Source organism: Paraglaciecola sp. L3A3 (genome assembly GCF_009796765.1).
Taxonomy (GTDB): Bacteria; Pseudomonadota; Gammaproteobacteria; order Enterobacterales; family Alteromonadaceae; genus Paraglaciecola.
Map to the genome: position 1 here is coordinate 2,308,817 of NZ_CP047023.1, position 15,041 is coordinate 2,323,857.

A 15,041-nucleotide genomic window follows, 5' to 3' on the forward strand; every position below is an offset into this window, starting at 1 on the left:
CGGGCGCGAGAGGATACAGGAATAGGCTGACTTTATCTAGATAAACAGTGGCTATCAACAAAAATGCCGCATTAGGTCAAACCCAATGCGGCATAATTTTTTAACTAATTTCTAGAATTAGTGTATTAAGCGTCAGTTCCAGGGCGGAATGCAGGAGCATTCGACTTACTGGTGGCACTTAATAAAGCTGCGGTTTTCTGCGACTTTTTCAGTTCAGGTCTAGCGTCATCACCTAGTGAAGCAATCTTAACTTCAACAAAAGCTTCATCAATAGATGTGGGTTTAGTCATAGGCGCTGAAGCTGTTTTCTTTTGTACTGGCTTATCTACAACTTTTAACGCTGACACTTTTTTGCCGCGACTTTTAGTTGGCGCAGTTTTGGCTTTTGGTGTTTCGATTACAAGCTCGGCTTTTGGTTCAGTTGCAATTTCAATTTCAACTTCAACCTTTGGTTCAGTTGCAATTTCAACTTCAACCTTTGGCTCAGCTTCAACTTCAACCGTATTTTCAGCAGTGGCAGTATCTTTCACGGCTTGTGGTGTTTCAGTTTTAACTTCAGGCGTAATCACAACGTCTTCTTTCGTTGACTCTGCTACAGTACTTGCTGTGGGCGCAGATTCTAGAACAGCTTCAGAAGTTGCTTCAGGTGTTAATTCTAATGACACTTGCTGTGGTGTTTCTGCACTTGTTATTTCAGCTGTTTTAGCTGCTACCGGTGCTGGTTCATCAAACTGTAATTCATCTTGTTTCACATTGTCTTGTGTCACAGGTTGAACTGTTTCTTGTTCATCATTTTCTCGACGGCGCTTTTGTCCCGCAGAACGAACATGTCTAGGTGAACGTCGGCTGCGAGTACGAGGTGTAGATTCGTCTTTAGTATTAGAGTCTGAACCTTGCTTAGCCTCTACATTTACATCAGCTGTTTCTGCCTTTGTTTCAGTTTGTGGCGCAACTGATTTTTGAACGGGGGCTGGCGCTTCAGATTTAGTTGTTACAGGTTTTACTGCAACATTGTTGTCTTCTACAGCAGCTGCAGTAGCTTGAGTTTGTTCTGGTTTATCAGCTTCTACTCGGACACTACGGCGATTGTCACGACGTTTACGACGTTCAGCGACTTGCTCTTTCTTTTTAGTAGGAGCAGCCGGTTTAGCTTGTTTTTCAGTTTGATCAACAGCTGCCTTGTCTTCTTTACGTGGTTTACGTGTGTCGTTTCTAGGTTTACGTTCTTTACGAGCAGGCGCTTGTTCATTACGCTCTTTGTTTTCGAAATTTTTGCCATTTCGTTTATTTCTATCTGGACGCCCATTATTATTTCGACGCTGATTAGTACCTTGATTACGAGTATTAGTCGTTTTCTTAGGTACCACTTTTTCTTCAGTTTTAAATAAATCGTTAAACCATTTACTGAGTTTTTCTAGTAAACCTTCACTTTTTACTTTTTCTTTAGTAGCAGCTGGTGCTTCTTTTTTGCTAGGTGCAATAAGACTTTGTAACGCAGGTTGCTCTTTAGGAGCAGCTGGCGCTATTGTCTTATCAGTAATGGTTTCTTCCATCTCGATTAGAGGTAAGTTATAGCTCATTTCCTGAACGGCATCATCAGAACGTCGACGAGAAATGCTATAATGAGGCGTTTCCATATTAGGATTAGGTATAATCATTAACTGTACTGAATGACGCTTTTCAACACTACGTACAGAGCGTCTTTTTTCATTCAATAAGTAAGTAGCCACATTAACCGGTAACTGGGCTTCAATTTGCCCTGTGTTATCTTTAATGCTTTCTTCTTCCATGATACGTAATACAGATAATGCTAAAGACTCTGTACCACGAACCGTACCGTGGCCACTACATCTTGGGCAAACATTATGCGCAGAATCACCTAAAGAGGGGCGTAAACGTTGACGAGACATTTCCAGTAAACCAAAACGTGATATGCGGCCTAGTTGTACTCTAGCTCTATCACCTCTAACTGCATCTTTCATGCGGTTTTCAACTTCACGTTGATGGCGTACAGGGGTCATATCAATAAAATCGATAACTACTAAACCACCTAAGTCACGTAAACGTAATTGTCTGGCAATTTCGTCAGCAGCTTCTAAGTTAGTATTAAATGCTGTTTCTTCTATATCACTACCTTTGGTTGCGCGGGCAGAGTTAATATCGATAGATGTTAACGCTTCTGTTGGGTCAATCACAATTGAGCCACCAGAAGGTAATCTAACTTCACGTTGGAAAGCTGATTCTATTTGGCTTTCGATTTGATAATGGCTGAATAATGGTACATCACCACGGTACAGTTTTACACGACTAGCATAGTCTGGACGCATCTGTTCAACGTGTTTTAGAGCTCGTTCGTGTACACTGCTTTTATCAACTAATATTTCACCAATATCACGTCTTAGATAATCGCGAATAGCACGTACTACTACGTCACTTTCTTGGTGAATTAAGAATGGAGCAGGGCGAGACTCTGCCATTTCTGTGATACGACCCCAACCTGAAACTAGGTAGTCTAAATCGTACGCAAGTTCTTCTGAAGATTTACCAACACCAGCGGTACGTACAATAAGTCCCATACCGTTGGGTAGTTCTAATCCACTTAACGCCGCTTTTAAATCAGTACGCTCATCACCTTCAATGCGACGAGATATACCGCCAGCTCTCGGGTTATTTGGCATAAGTACAAGATAGCTGCCCGCCAAACTGATAAATGTAGTCAATGCGGCACCTTTTTGGCCTCGCTCTTCTTTATCAATTTGTACAATAACTTCTTGGCCTTCTTTTATCACTTCTTTGATATTAGGGCGGCCTTCGAATTTATAGCCTTGAGGGAAATATGTTCTAGCAATTTCTTTTAATGGTAAGAAACCGTGGCGATCTGCGCCATAATCTACGAAAGCAGCTTCTAGGCTTGGTTCAACGCGGGTAATAGTACCTTTGTATATATTGGATTTTTTTTGTTCATGGCCTGGACTTTCGATATCTAGGTCATATAGCTTTTGGCCATCTACAAGTGCTACGCGCAATTCTTCTTGCTGCGTAGCATTGATTAACATTCTTTTCATTCTTGTTGCTCGGTATTGTACCGATCATCACAAAGTAAAGCGTTACATAGGGATTAGACAATCATTATATGCAGCCTCACGACTGTATGCTTAAAATTAAGTTTTGCGTCTTAGTGTTATTTCATTAATTATTTAATGTTTTGTTTTTTAACACTTTATCCATACTTTATGGACACTAAACTAGACGAAGTATTAGTTTAATTACATTGTTTTATAAAACTTATCAGTATTCGAACTATATATGCTTGTCTGGCATCTTATTTATTCAAATATTTTGTCAATTCATTTGTAATCTTTACATCTAGTGCGATCAGTCATTATTTATGTCGCTGATGTAATGGTTCTGTTTTACCTTGGCTGCGAAAAGTTACTCACTTCACAGTTGGTTTGCATATACTTTTACGACTTGTTGGTCGGTATTGCTTGCAGAACTAATAATCTATATTTGCTTTCATACACACACTTCATGTGAGAAAACCGACGCATTATCACATTAAACCGCTAATACTGGCAAGATATTAAATTTATGCACGACTTCTTTATTAATTCGGTTAGAATATGCGGCTTATGACAGATATATCATTTCAAAAAGTTCAATTTATAACAGTCGAACCTGAGCTCGAAGGGCAGAGGATTGACAATTTTTTGCGTACTTTATTAAAAGGAGTACCTAAAAGCCTCATTTATCGTATTTTACGTAAGGGAGAAGTGCGGGTAAATAAAAAGCGGGTTAAGCCTGAATATAAATTAATCGCTCACGATGAGTTACGTATTCCACCCATTCGGGTCTCAGAGCCAACAGAACTGCCATCTACAAATTTAGATAAAGTGTCGAGTTTAGAAAATAACATTTTATTTGAAGATGATTGCTTAATTGTGTTAAACAAACCATCAGGCACCGCTGTGCACGGTGGTAGTGGTTTAAGTTTTGGTGTGATAGAAGCCTTTAGAGCATTGCGGCCTCAACAAAAATTTTTAGAATTGGTACACCGATTAGATCGTGATACGTCTGGCTGCTTATTAATAGCTAAAAAAAGATCGGCTTTAAAAAACTTACATCAGCAGCTTATCGATAAAAAGGTTGATAAACGATATCAAGCTTTAGTGGTGGGAGAATGGCCTGCAAACCGGTTTAAAGTAAAAGCTCCTTTATTAAAGAATACTCTCAAATCAGGGGAAAGAGTGGTGTTAGTTAATGAAGAAGGCAAACCTTCTGAAACACGCTATCGTATTCTTGAATCTTATGCAGGTGCCACCTTAGTAGAAGCATCACCTATTACGGGACGTACACACCAAATCAGAGTGCATTGTTTACATGCAGATCATCCTATTGCGTGTGATAATCGATATGGTGCTAAACACTTTGATGAAAGAATGCAGAAGATAGGTCTAAAAAGATTATTTTTACATGCTCACTCATTGGCATTTCAGCATCCTGCAACAGACGAAAGAGTGACGTTTAAAGCGCCACTGGAGCCTGGCTTAATAGCAGTATTGAAAAGGTTAAGAAATCAAACATAACTGCTGTATTGAGATTTGCCTTTTTAACTTTTTAAAAAGGCAAATTTAATTACTTTCGCATGTATTTAAATACATCTACCTGCATTTTATTAAATAGCTCAATTAAACCAATTAAAGGTAGACCGATTAAACTATTTGGATCTCTGCCATTTAATGATTCAAACAATGCAATGCCTAAACCTTCACTTTTAAAACTTCCTGCACAGTCGTATGGTTCTTCTATTTGTAGGTAAACAGTGATTTGTTGTTCTGTCAGTTGTCTGAATTTTACTTGGTATTGATCAACCATAAACTCCAATTCCTTATTATTTTTGTGAGCAACACATAATCCGGTGTGAAATATCACGGTTTGTCCACTCATCATTAATAATTGTGCTTTAGCATTTTCAAAATTACCAGGCTTACCTAATGTTTGCCCATTACAGCTGGCTAATTGATCTGAACCAATAACGTAATGGTCGGGGTTTGACTGACTGATGGCTTGAGCTTTATTGATAGCTAAACGTAACACTTGGTCATTAATTGATTCGTTGTTGATTTTTGTTTCATCAACTTTAGGGGCTATCGCGTCAAAGGGCAGACACAACTTTTTTAATATGTTTTGTCGATAAGAAGAACTGGATGCTAAAATAATTTTCATTGTTTTTAGATTCATTATTTATCAAAAAATAAATGAAAACACATATACCTTTATATAACCACTAATCTTGTTGACGATAACTGTTATATTTTCTTTGACTAAATCAATACATATCTATATTATTCGCGCGCTATGCAGAAAGTGAAATTACCCAAGCAGGTTGATCCTGTCAAAAGTGCCACCAAACGCTCCGATTATCGGGGTATTGTTGCTACTTGTGAAATGCCAAGACTGCTTGAGTTAGTAGTTGATATTGCCGAAGAAATCGATGTTGAAGTTAAGTTCTCAAAAGACGAGCAGGGTCTTACTTATTTTCAAGGTCATATGGCATGTTCAGCGTCGCTTCTCTGTGAAAGGTGTAACCAAGCTTATGAACATCAAATTGATGTTTCTTTCTGTTTCAGTCCAGTGCAGAGTTCTGAACCAGAAGATAGTGATGAGTTACCGGATGTTTATGAACCGGTAGAGGTTAATGACCATGGAGAGATCAATTTATTTCAAGTACTTGAAGACGAACTGATCTTGTCACTGCCGATTGTAGCCCTTCATGCAGAGGAGGATTGCAGTCAAAAGCGTGACAACATGAGCTTCGGAAAAATTGAACCGGTAGATGAACGTCCAAACCCGTTCGCGGTTTTGAAAGAACTTAAGCGAGACTAGGAGTAAAGTAATGGCTGTACAGAAGAGTAAAAAAGCTCGTTCAAAACGTGGTATGCGTCGTTCACACGATGCATTAGGTACTACGACTTTGTCTGTAGATTCAACGTCAGGTGAGACACATGTTCGTCATCATGTGACCGCTGATGGTTACTATAAAGGCAAAAAAGTTTTATCTCTTTAATTATTAAGTGATAGAACTTTGAGTCATCTAACGATAGCGTTAGATATCATGGGGGGCGATCACGGCCCCCATATTATTTTACCCGCAGCCAAAAAAGCGCTGCAAGAAATCCCGCATCTGCAAATTATTCTATGTGGCACTGAAAGTGTTATGTCTGAATGGCTCACTCAACAAGATCAAAATATTCAATCTCGTATTCAATTAGTAAATTGTTCGCAAACTGTTTCTATGGCTGAAACACCCACTCGTGCTTTCAGGCACAAAAAAGATTCGTCAATGCGACGTATGTTGGATTTAGTGAGTGAAGGCAAGGCAGATGCTTGTGTTAGTGCTGGCAATACTGGTGCGCTTTTAACCATGGCATTTTATGTTTTGAAAACATTGCCAGGCATTCATCGTCCGGCATTAATCTCAAAGGTACCTACCAGTAACAATGGTCGAGTATATTTGTTAGATTTAGGCGCTAACGTTAACTGTGATTCTGAGGTATTATTCCAGTACGCAGTGATGGGCTCAGTATTAGCTGCGCAAATTGCCAATATAAGCCAACCTAAAGTGGCATTACTTAATGTAGGCGTAGAAGACATTAAGGGAAATGATCAGGTTAAGCAAACGGCTAAATTATTAAATGAATCAAAATCAATTAATTATATTGGTTTTGTGGAAGGTAACGATATTTTCAGTGAGAAGGCTGATGTTATTGTGACTGACGGCTTTGTTGGAAACATAGCCTTAAAATCTTGGGAAGGTTTAGCAAACTTTGTTATTCAAGAAGTAAAAAAGGCTTCTCAGCAAAATTGGTTGTATAAATTCTTAGCGGCAGTGGCTTTACCTTTATTAAAGGTTATTTACGCTAAGATGAAGCCCGACCAGTATAATGGGGCGAGTCTGATAGGATTGCGCGGAATTGTGGTTAAGAGCCATGGTGACGCCTCTTCTGAAGCTTTTTTGTACGCGATTAGACAAGCTGTACTAGAAGTTGAGATGCAGGTGCCAGATAAAATTAAAGATAAAATTGAAGCAGTATTAATGGAGCGTCACTAATAAATGAATTCCAAAATAATTGGTACAGGTAGTTATTATCCAAGTGAAATAAGAACAAACTCTGATTTGGCTAATATGGTTGATACGTCAGATGAGTGGATAACTGATCGAACTGGAATCAAAGAAAGACGTATTATTGGTGAAAATGAAACCGCAGCAACTATGGGTGTTGAAGCCAGTAAAAAAGCGTTAGAAGCAGCAGGAATTGACGCTAAATCTTTAGATATGATTATTTGTGCTACTACTAGTGGCCGATATGCTTTGCCTAGTACAGCTTGTGAAATTCAAAAAGCATTAGACTGTGATGGTATTCCGGCTTTTGACGTAGCTGCAGCTTGTGCTGGTTATTGTTATGCATTAAGCATAGCCGACCAGTATATTAAAACTGGCATGATGAAACGCATTTTAGTTATTGGTACAGATTGTTTAAGTCGTTTAGTTAATCCTGAAGATCGTACTATGGTAATTCTGTTTGGTGATGCAGCAGGAGCCACTATTATAGAAGCAAGTGAAGAACCCGGTATTTTATCTACCCATATTCACGCAGCAGGTTCCTATGGTGACTTATTAAGTGTCGGTAATCCAGCTCATGGTGTAGAACAATCAGTGCATGAAAACTGGGGCTCGATGAAGGGCAATGAAGTTTTCAAAGTGGCAGTGACTAAATTGAGTGAAGTGGTTGAACAAACTTTAAAAGCCAATAATATGCAAAAATCAGATCTAGATTGGTTAGTGCCTCATCAAGCTAACTTTAGAATCATTAAAGCGACGGCTAAAAAATTAGATATGTCATTAGATCAAGTAGTGATGACCTTAGAAAGTTACGGTAATACCTCTGCAGCAACAGTTCCTACGGCATTAGATACAGCAATTCGGGATGGTCGTATTAAACGTGGGCAAAATCTACTTTTAGAAGCTTTTGGTGGCGGTTTTGCTTGGGCATCTGCTCTAATCAAATATTAATAACAAGCAATAAGATTCGAGAATAAATTATGAGTAAACAAGCATGGGTTTTCCCCGGTCAGGGCTCCCAGTCTCTAGGTATGCTAAGTGAATTAGCGACTGAATACGCAACAATTGAAAATACATTTAAAGCAGCAAGCGACGTTTTAGGTTACGACCTTTGGGATGTCGTTAATAATGATGCTGATAAGTTAAATCAAACTGAAGTGACGCAACCTGCATTACTGGCTGCAAGCTACGCTATCTTTCAAGTATTGAAGGAAACAGGTGTTGCTTTACCTGATTATATGGCTGGACATAGTTTAGGTGAATATTCTGCATTAGTTTGTGCTGGGGTGATTAATTTTACTGATGGGATCAAGTTAGTAGAAGCTCGCGGTCAATTTATGCAGCAAGCAGTACCTGCTGGTGTCGGCGCTATGTATGCCATTATTGGTTTAGATGATGACAAAGTAATAGCAAGTTGTCAGCAAGCGCAACAAGAGTCTCAAGAAGTTGTTGCGGCTGTGAATTTTAACTCACCTGGTCAAGTAGTCATTGCTGGTACCAAAAGTGCAGCCGAAAAAGCTGCTGCTTTATGCAAAGAACATGGTGCGAAAAGAGCACTTCCTTTATCAGTCAGTGTACCTTCTCATTGTGCTTTGATGAAACCCGCTGCTGAGCAACTTTCTGAGTTATTAAAATCTGTGCAGTTTAATGCACCTGCTGTTCCTGTGATAAATAATGTTGATGTAGCGGCGCCTATTGACCCTGAATTGATTAAACAAGCGCTCATCGAACAATTATATAGTCCGGTTCGTTGGACTGAAACAGTTAGTTTTTTAGCTAAAAATGATGTGCAAAAATTATTAGAAATTGGACCAGGTAAAGTATTAACTGGTCTAGTTAAGCGTATTGATAAAAGCCTTACTGGCGAAGCAATCAATACACTTGAAGCCATTAATTCATTAAAGTAGTAAACGTTTTATAGAGAGATTATATGTCAAATTTAAATGGCAGCATTGCTTTGGTTACTGGAGCAAGTAGAGGAATAGGTCGTGCTATCGCTGAGCGTTTAGCAGCCGACGGTGCTACTGTAATTGGCACCGCAACATCTGAAAATGGTGCGCAAGCTATTAGTGATTATTTGCAAGCAAGTGGTGAAGGTAAAGTGCTAAATGTGTCTGATGCTGATTCTATGCAAGCGCTTATCAGTGAAATCACTGAAAAATACGGTGCAATCGACATTTTAGTTAATAACGCCGGTATTACTCGTGACAACTTGTTGATGCGAATGAAAGATGATGAATGGCAAGACATCATGGATACTAACCTAACCTCTATTTTTAAAATGTCTAAAGCAGTATTACGTGGCATGATGAAGAAACGTAAAGGACGTATTATTAATGTTGGCTCAGTAGTGGGCAGTACAGGTAATGCTGGACAAGCAAATTATGCTGCAGCAAAAGCTGGTGTGATTGGTTTTAGTAAATCGATGGCACGTGAAGTGGCGTCGAGAGGAATTACTGTTAATGTAGTGGCCCCTGGTTTTATTGATACTGATATGACTAAATCATTAACTGATGAACAAAAAGCCAGTATCTTTAAAGATATTCCAGCTAATCGTTTGGGAGATCCTAAAGAAATAGCCGCAACTGTTGGATTTTTAGCCAGTGATAGTGCTGCTTACATCACAGGTGAAACTATTCATGTTAATGGTGGCATGCATATGGGATAATCCGTTAAGCGGATTATATAAGTCACTTTTAGTGATAAATAACCATAAGCGAACCAATTTTTATTAACCGGTGGGTGGTAAGACCAGATAAAAAGTTGTGAGACTTGCTTGCAAGGCCACACTTTGCTGAATACACTACCCGCAAATTTATATCTAGCTACGTTGAAGGATAACTAGAATCATGAGCAACATCGAAGAACGCGTTAAAAAAATCATTATCGAACAATTAGGTGTAAAAGAAGAAGAAGTTAAATCTGAAGCTTCTTTCGTTGACGACCTAGGTGCAGATTCTCTAGACACTGTTGAATTAGTAATGGCTCTTGAAGAAGAGTTTGATACTGAGATCCCAGATGAAGAAGCAGAGAAAATTACTACTGTTCAGTCTGCAATAGATTACGTTAACGCTAATAAAGACGCGTAAACATATCTTAAACGGCTCTTCCTGAGCCGTTTTTTTTCATCAAATTTATATTCTATAATCGGAGTCCAATGTGTCCAAACGTCGCGTTGTTGTGACTGGTCTTGGCATGCTTTCTCCCGTTGGCAACGATGTTAATTCTTCTTGGAAGAACATCTTAGCTGGAAAAAGCGGTATAGCACCAATTACTTCTTTTGATTCAAGTGCCTTTTCTACTCAGTTTGCAGGTGAAGTTAAAAGCTTCGATGTTGAACAATATATTCCTAAAAAAGAAACTAAAAAAATGGATAGATTTATCCAACTTGGTATTGCTGCTGGCAAACAAGCTTTAGTGGATTCTGGATTAAAAATAACAGAAGAAAATGCAGCAAGAGTCGGTGTTGCCATTGGTTCAGGTATTGGTGGCCTAGGTTTAATTCAAGAAAACCACAGCCGTATGCTCGAATCAGGTCCCAGAAAAATATCCCCATTTTTTGTACCCGCCACAATCACAAATATGATTTCTGGTTTCTTTTCTATCTTTGAAGGATTGAAAGGACCGAATATTAATGTTGTCACGGCCTGTACTACAGGTGTACATAACATTGGAATTGCAGCACGTACGATTGCCTATGGTGATGCTGATGCCATGATTGCCGGTGGTGCTGAATCTACAGTTTGTGAATTAGGGATTGGTGGTTTTGCTGCTGCCCGTGCTTTATCTACTCGTAATGACTCACCTGAAACAGCAAGTCGTCCATGGGATGCTGACCGTGATGGTTTTGTATTAGGTGAAGGCGCTGGTGTTATCATGTTGGAAGAATACGAGTCTGCTGTTGCACGTGGCGCAACTATTTATGCTGAGCTAGTCGGTTTTGGTATGAGTGGTGATGCATATCATATGACTTCTCCTCCTAAAGATGGGGAAGGTGCTGCCGCTGCGATGGAAAATTCTATAAATGACGCTGGAATAGCTGCTTCTCATATTGGCTATGTCAATGCCCATGGCACCTCGACACCAGCGGGTGATGTTGCTGAAGTTGCTGCACTAAAACGTGTTTTTGCTGACCATGCCTATGATCTTCTTGTTAGTTCAACAAAATCCATGACCGGACATTTATTAGGTGCTGCTGGCTCAGTTGAAGCTATTTTCACTATATTGGCTCTAAGAGATCAAATTGCACCTCCGACTATCAATTTAGATAATCCTGGTGAAGGTTGCGATCTAGACTTTGTCGCTCATAAAGCGAAAGAAAAACAGATGGAATATGCATTGTGTAACTCTTTTGGTTTTGGTGGAACGAACGGCTCACTATTATTTAAGAAAGCCTAAGTTAACCTTTTCTAGTCGTTAAGCATGATTGGTATTCATGCAAAAATATGCAATATTAGGACTCGGATTTATCCGAGTCTTTTTGATTTTAATGGGTGATTGTAAAATGATCGTAAATGGTCAGTATCAAACTGAAATAGCCATCGCTGATAGAGGATTACAATATGGAGATGGTTGTTTTACTACCATTGCATATCGTCATGGTTGTTTAGAATTTTATGATGCCCACATACAACGTTTAAAAAAAGCCTGTCGAATTTTATATATAGATTTTACAGCTTGGGCTAAGTTGACTCAGTCAATTAAAGACTCTCTAAATGATGTCAGCTCAGAAGTTAACGCCTTAGTCATAAAAATTATTATTACCAGAGGAGAAGGTGGACGAGGTTACTCTCCTGCGGGATCTAATAATGCTAACTTTATCATTACTCATCATCCATACCCTGAATTTTATAGTCAATGGAAAAATACTGGGCTCCCTTTAACTGTGAGTCCTATCTTATTGGCAAAACAACCCATATTAGCTGGCATAAAACATCTCAATCGACTTGAACAGGTATTGGTCAAAAAAGCGTTATTATCTACATCATTCGACGATGCCTTAGTTTGTGATACTGATGGGGTTATCATTGAAAGTTCCATGGCTAATATTTTTTGGAAAGAAAATCATCAATGGTATACCCCTAATTTATCAGGTTCTGGGGTAGAAGGTGTAATGCGCAATCAAGTATTAGCCGTATTACATGATAACGATATAGAGGTTAATATTGTTAGCCAAAGACCGAGCGACTTACTTAATATTGAAGAAATGTTTATCTGTAATTGTTTAATGGGATTGGTACCCGTTTCTTGCTTATATAATCCATGTTCAGATAAACAAATTAACGTTCCGAAGGTACAACAAACACGTTTATTTCAGTCATGGATAGACAAACACCGCACTGAACAAGGATTGTATATTTAATGAAATTTTATAACATAATTAAATATTTATTCATTTTAATGTTGTTACTAGGTATAGGGGGGCTTTCGGTTGCCTATTATTTTGAACAACAGATACATAAAGCAGTTAATCTAGAAACAGCCACACTGTTTGAAGTGAAATCTGGTCAATCATCTAAGCAAGTGCTTAATAAACTAAAAACTATGGATATCTTGACTGACAATATTGGCCTACAAGTGCGTTTAAAACTACAGCCTGAATTGGCAAATATTAAAGCGGGCACCTATCAATTATTGCCGAGTATGACTGCACTAGAAGCACTTCAGCTGTTTGTTAGCGGTAAAGAAACGCAATTTTCTATTAGTTTAGTAGAAGGACTTCGTTGGCAAGATTGGTTAGTGAGTATAAAACAAAATTCTAGATTAGCTGACAAAGAATATATTGATAACCAAGTTCAAGGATTTATCCAAAGTATTGAATATAACTCTCTTGAGGGATTGTTATTACCTGATACTTATAGTTTTACGGCACAAACTGCTGCAATTGACTTGGTAAAAAGAGCCTATCAACAAATGCAAGTTTATTTACAACAGGCATGGTTTACTCGTGATTTAGATTTACCTTACGAAACACCTTATGACGCTCTGATCATGGCCTCGATTATTGAAAAAGAAACTGGGGTAGCTGCTGAACGACCGAGAATTGCCGGTGTATTTGTTAATCGATTAAAATTAAATATGCGCCTACAAACTGATCCAACTGTTATTTATGGTATGGGCCATGATTTTGATGGTGATATTCGTCGTAAAGATTTGAAAACTGCGACTCCTTATAATACCTATGTCATAAAAGGTTTACCGCCCACTCCTATTGCTATGCCGAGTAAGTTAGCCATAGATGCCGCATTAAATCCTTTATCTACAGATGAGTTGTATTTTGTATCGAAGGGTGATGGAAGTCATCAATTTTCAGTGACATTGCAAGAACATAACCTTGCAGTACGCAAGTATCAATTAAATAAGTAAGAGAGAAAATTTTGCAGGCTAAAGGCAAGTTTATTGTAATTGAAGGATTAGAAGGTGCTGGTAAAAGTACCGCAGTGTCTATTATTAGTAACGCTATAAAATCAGCAGGGCATAATCTTGCGAATACACGGGAACCAGGTGGTACAGCAATGGCAGAAGCCATTCGCGAATGTGTAAAAAGTGATTGGCCTAACGAAAAAGTCACAATAGAAGCTGAGCTGTTATTAATGTACGCCGCCAGAGCACAGTTAGTACAAAATGTTATTTTACCGAATTTACAACAAGGAAACTGGGTGCTAGGTGACAGACATGATATGTCATCGAGAGCATACCAAGGTGGCGGTAGAGGCATTAATAACGAAATGATTGAATCATTACGACGCATTACTTTAAATGGATTTGAGCCTGACTTTACCTTGTATTTAGATGTAGATCCTAAAGAGGGATTAAAACGGGCTAAAGGACGAGGGGAGCTAGATAGAATAGAACAAGAAGATCTGAGCTTCTTTGAACGTACCCGAACTGAATATTTAGCGATTGCCGCAGAAGATAAAAATTGTGTGGTGATTAATACCATGCAAACATTAGAAAAAGTGCATCAAGACATTAGATTAGCAATCAAACAATTTTTGGAGCAATAAGTGTATCCTTGGCTTAGCAAAACGTTTTTGCAACTAAGTGAAAGAATTGCAGGTAAAAAATTACACCATGCCATTCTGGTTCAAGGCCCTTCTGGTTTAGGTAAAACAAAATTTGTGCTGAATTTAGCCGAGCTATTACTTTGTGCCAATCCGCAACTCGATAAAACATGTGGAACTTGTCAGTCATGTCGCTTGAATGCAGCATCTACCCATCCTGATTTACACCAAGTAGAATCAGAAAAACAGATAGGTGTAGATTTAATCAGGGATGCAATTAAAAAATTAGTTGGTTCAGCGCAGATGTCTGGCGTAAAAGTGCTGATTATTCATCATGCTGATACTATGACTGAGTCAAGTGCTAACGCTTTATTAAAAACTTTAGAGGAGCCTACCTCTAGTACTTTTATATTGTTAACCACAGCTAAACCTGAGCGAATTTTACCCACCATTAAAAGCCGATGTGAAAAATTGATTTTACCCAGCCCTGATTTTAATACTTCAATTAACTGGGTTCGTACTCAATATGCGGGGGCAATAGATCCTCAATTTGCTAAATTGTTTGCTGCTAGACCTTTAGCTTTATTAGATGAATTACAGCAAGAACAAAAATTTACTTTTGAGTTGTTCAAACAGGGAATTGTTGAGTTAACAAGTGGCCACAAAAGTGCTACTAGCTTGGCGATTGAGTGGCAAGAACATACTGATAAAGTGATTAAGTGGAGTCAATTTTGGGTGAGAGAACAAGTGAGTTTAGTCAATAATCATACTGTAGTCGTTAATCTCTATGCGGTTGAAAAAAAGGCAACCAAGATATCTCAACAACTTAGAAATCCAGGTGTTAATAAAATACTACAACTCGCAGGCTTGTTAACTGCGATATCTCTCATCCCATCATATTAATAAGCGAAAGG

Annotated in this window: 15 protein-coding genes; 13 read left to right on the forward strand and 2 right to left on the reverse strand. The window is 38.6% G+C overall.

Translation table 11 applies throughout. The annotated features are described in order from the left end of the window. Window positions 1-125: 125 nt before the first annotated feature. Window positions 126-3,056, reverse strand: a complete 2,931-nt coding sequence (gene rne / locus GQR87_RS09650; protein WP_158972958.1) for a ribonuclease E — start codon at window positions 3,054-3,056, stop codon at window positions 126-128. 576 nt (window positions 3,057-3,632) lie between these two features. Between rne and rluC the strand changes: the two genes are divergently transcribed. Continuing rightward, the gene (gene rluC, locus GQR87_RS09655) at window positions 3,633-4,586 is read left to right on the forward strand and encodes a 23S rRNA pseudouridine(955/2504/2580) synthase RluC (protein WP_158968798.1); all 954 of its coding nucleotides are present in this window, start codon (window positions 3,633-3,635) and stop codon (window positions 4,584-4,586) included. A 49-nt stretch (window positions 4,587-4,635) separates the two neighbouring features. Here rluC and GQR87_RS09660 read toward each other — a convergent pair whose 3' ends face one another. Beyond that, window positions 4,636-5,226, reverse strand: a complete 591-nt coding sequence (locus GQR87_RS09660; protein WP_158968800.1) for a nucleoside triphosphate pyrophosphatase — start codon at window positions 5,224-5,226, stop codon at window positions 4,636-4,638. A gap of 132 nt (window positions 5,227-5,358) precedes the next feature. Here GQR87_RS09660 and yceD point away from each other — a divergent pair, with 132 nt between their 5' ends. The 12 genes from yceD (at window position 5,359) to holB (ending at window position 15,030) form a co-directional block, all read left to right on the forward strand. Further along, entirely contained in the window at window positions 5,359-5,886 is a 528-nt protein-coding gene (gene yceD / locus GQR87_RS09665) for a 23S rRNA accumulation protein YceD (RefSeq protein ID WP_158968802.1), read from the forward strand. Between the two features lie 10 nt (window positions 5,887-5,896). Then, window positions 5,897-6,067, forward strand: coding sequence for a 50S ribosomal protein L32 (rpmF, locus tag GQR87_RS09670; RefSeq protein WP_158968804.1), 171 nt, complete (start codon window positions 5,897-5,899; stop codon window positions 6,065-6,067). A gap of 18 nt (window positions 6,068-6,085) precedes the next feature. After that, window positions 6,086-7,111 carry a phosphate acyltransferase PlsX gene (gene plsX / locus GQR87_RS09675; RefSeq protein WP_158968806.1) on the forward strand — a complete coding sequence of 342 codons (1,026 nt, stop codon included), beginning with the start codon at window positions 6,086-6,088 and terminating at the stop codon, window positions 7,109-7,111. A 3-nt stretch (window positions 7,112-7,114) separates the two neighbouring features. Beyond that, window positions 7,115-8,074 carry a beta-ketoacyl-ACP synthase III gene (locus GQR87_RS09680; protein WP_158968808.1) on the forward strand — a complete coding sequence of 320 codons (960 nt, stop codon included), beginning with the start codon at window positions 7,115-7,117 and terminating at the stop codon, window positions 8,072-8,074. Window positions 8,075-8,103: 29 nt separating this feature from the next. Next, on the forward strand, window positions 8,104-9,030 hold the full coding sequence (fabD, locus tag GQR87_RS09685; RefSeq protein WP_158968810.1) for an ACP S-malonyltransferase: 927 nt from the start codon (window positions 8,104-8,106) through the stop codon (window positions 9,028-9,030). 23 nt (window positions 9,031-9,053) lie between these two features. After that, entirely contained in the window at window positions 9,054-9,791 is a 738-nt protein-coding gene (gene fabG / locus GQR87_RS09690; RefSeq protein ID WP_158968812.1) for a 3-oxoacyl-ACP reductase FabG, read from the forward strand. A gap of 181 nt (window positions 9,792-9,972) precedes the next feature. After that, window positions 9,973-10,212 carry an acyl carrier protein gene (gene acpP, locus GQR87_RS09695; protein WP_133471608.1) on the forward strand — a complete coding sequence of 80 codons (240 nt, stop codon included), beginning with the start codon at window positions 9,973-9,975 and terminating at the stop codon, window positions 10,210-10,212. 70 nt (window positions 10,213-10,282) lie between these two features. After that, window positions 10,283-11,521 carry a beta-ketoacyl-ACP synthase II gene (gene fabF, locus GQR87_RS09700; protein ID WP_158968814.1) on the forward strand — a complete coding sequence of 413 codons (1,239 nt, stop codon included), beginning with the start codon at window positions 10,283-10,285 and terminating at the stop codon, window positions 11,519-11,521. A gap of 106 nt (window positions 11,522-11,627) precedes the next feature. After that, on the forward strand, window positions 11,628-12,485 hold the full coding sequence (gene pabC, locus GQR87_RS09705; RefSeq protein ID WP_158968816.1) for an aminodeoxychorismate lyase: 858 nt from the start codon (window positions 11,628-11,630) through the stop codon (window positions 12,483-12,485). Then, window positions 12,485-13,489 (forward strand): endolytic transglycosylase MltG, encoded by a 1,005-nt coding sequence (mltG, locus tag GQR87_RS09710; protein WP_158968818.1) that lies wholly within the window; start codon window positions 12,485-12,487, stop codon window positions 13,487-13,489. The genes pabC and mltG overlap by 1 nt, the downstream gene beginning before the upstream one ends. An 11-nt stretch (window positions 13,490-13,500) precedes the next feature. Next, window positions 13,501-14,130, forward strand: a complete 630-nt coding sequence (gene tmk / locus GQR87_RS09715) for a dTMP kinase (RefSeq protein WP_158968820.1) — start codon at window positions 13,501-13,503, stop codon at window positions 14,128-14,130. Beyond that, window positions 14,131-15,030, forward strand: coding sequence for a DNA polymerase III subunit delta' (gene holB / locus GQR87_RS09720; protein WP_158968822.1), 900 nt, complete (start codon window positions 14,131-14,133; stop codon window positions 15,028-15,030). The last annotated feature ends 11 nt before the right edge of the window (window positions 15,031-15,041 follow it).

Excerpts from the sequence above, each read along its gene's own strand:
- rne (WP_158972958.1), bottom strand. The coding sequence starts at position 3,056 with ATGTTAATCAATGCTACGCAGCAAGAAGAATTGCGCGTAGCACTTGTA.
- rluC (WP_158968798.1), top strand. The coding sequence starts at position 3,633 with ATGACAGATATATCATTTCAAAAAGTTCAATTTATAACAGTCGAACCT.
- GQR87_RS09660 (WP_158968800.1), bottom strand. The coding sequence starts at position 5,226 with ATGAAAATTATTTTAGCATCCAGTTCTTCTTATCGACAAAACATATTA.
- yceD (WP_158968802.1), top strand. The coding sequence starts at position 5,359 with ATGCAGAAAGTGAAATTACCCAAGCAGGTTGATCCTGTCAAAAGTGCC.
- rpmF (WP_158968804.1), top strand. The coding sequence starts at position 5,897 with ATGGCTGTACAGAAGAGTAAAAAAGCTCGTTCAAAACGTGGTATGCGT.
- GQR87_RS09680 (WP_158968808.1), top strand. The coding sequence starts at position 7,115 with ATGAATTCCAAAATAATTGGTACAGGTAGTTATTATCCAAGTGAAATA.
- fabD (WP_158968810.1), top strand. The coding sequence starts at position 8,104 with ATGAGTAAACAAGCATGGGTTTTCCCCGGTCAGGGCTCCCAGTCTCTA.
- fabG (WP_158968812.1), top strand. The coding sequence starts at position 9,054 with ATGTCAAATTTAAATGGCAGCATTGCTTTGGTTACTGGAGCAAGTAGA.
- acpP (WP_133471608.1), top strand. The coding sequence starts at position 9,973 with ATGAGCAACATCGAAGAACGCGTTAAAAAAATCATTATCGAACAATTA.
- pabC (WP_158968816.1), top strand. The coding sequence starts at position 11,628 with ATGATCGTAAATGGTCAGTATCAAACTGAAATAGCCATCGCTGATAGA.
- mltG (WP_158968818.1), top strand. The coding sequence starts at position 12,485 with ATGAAATTTTATAACATAATTAAATATTTATTCATTTTAATGTTGTTA.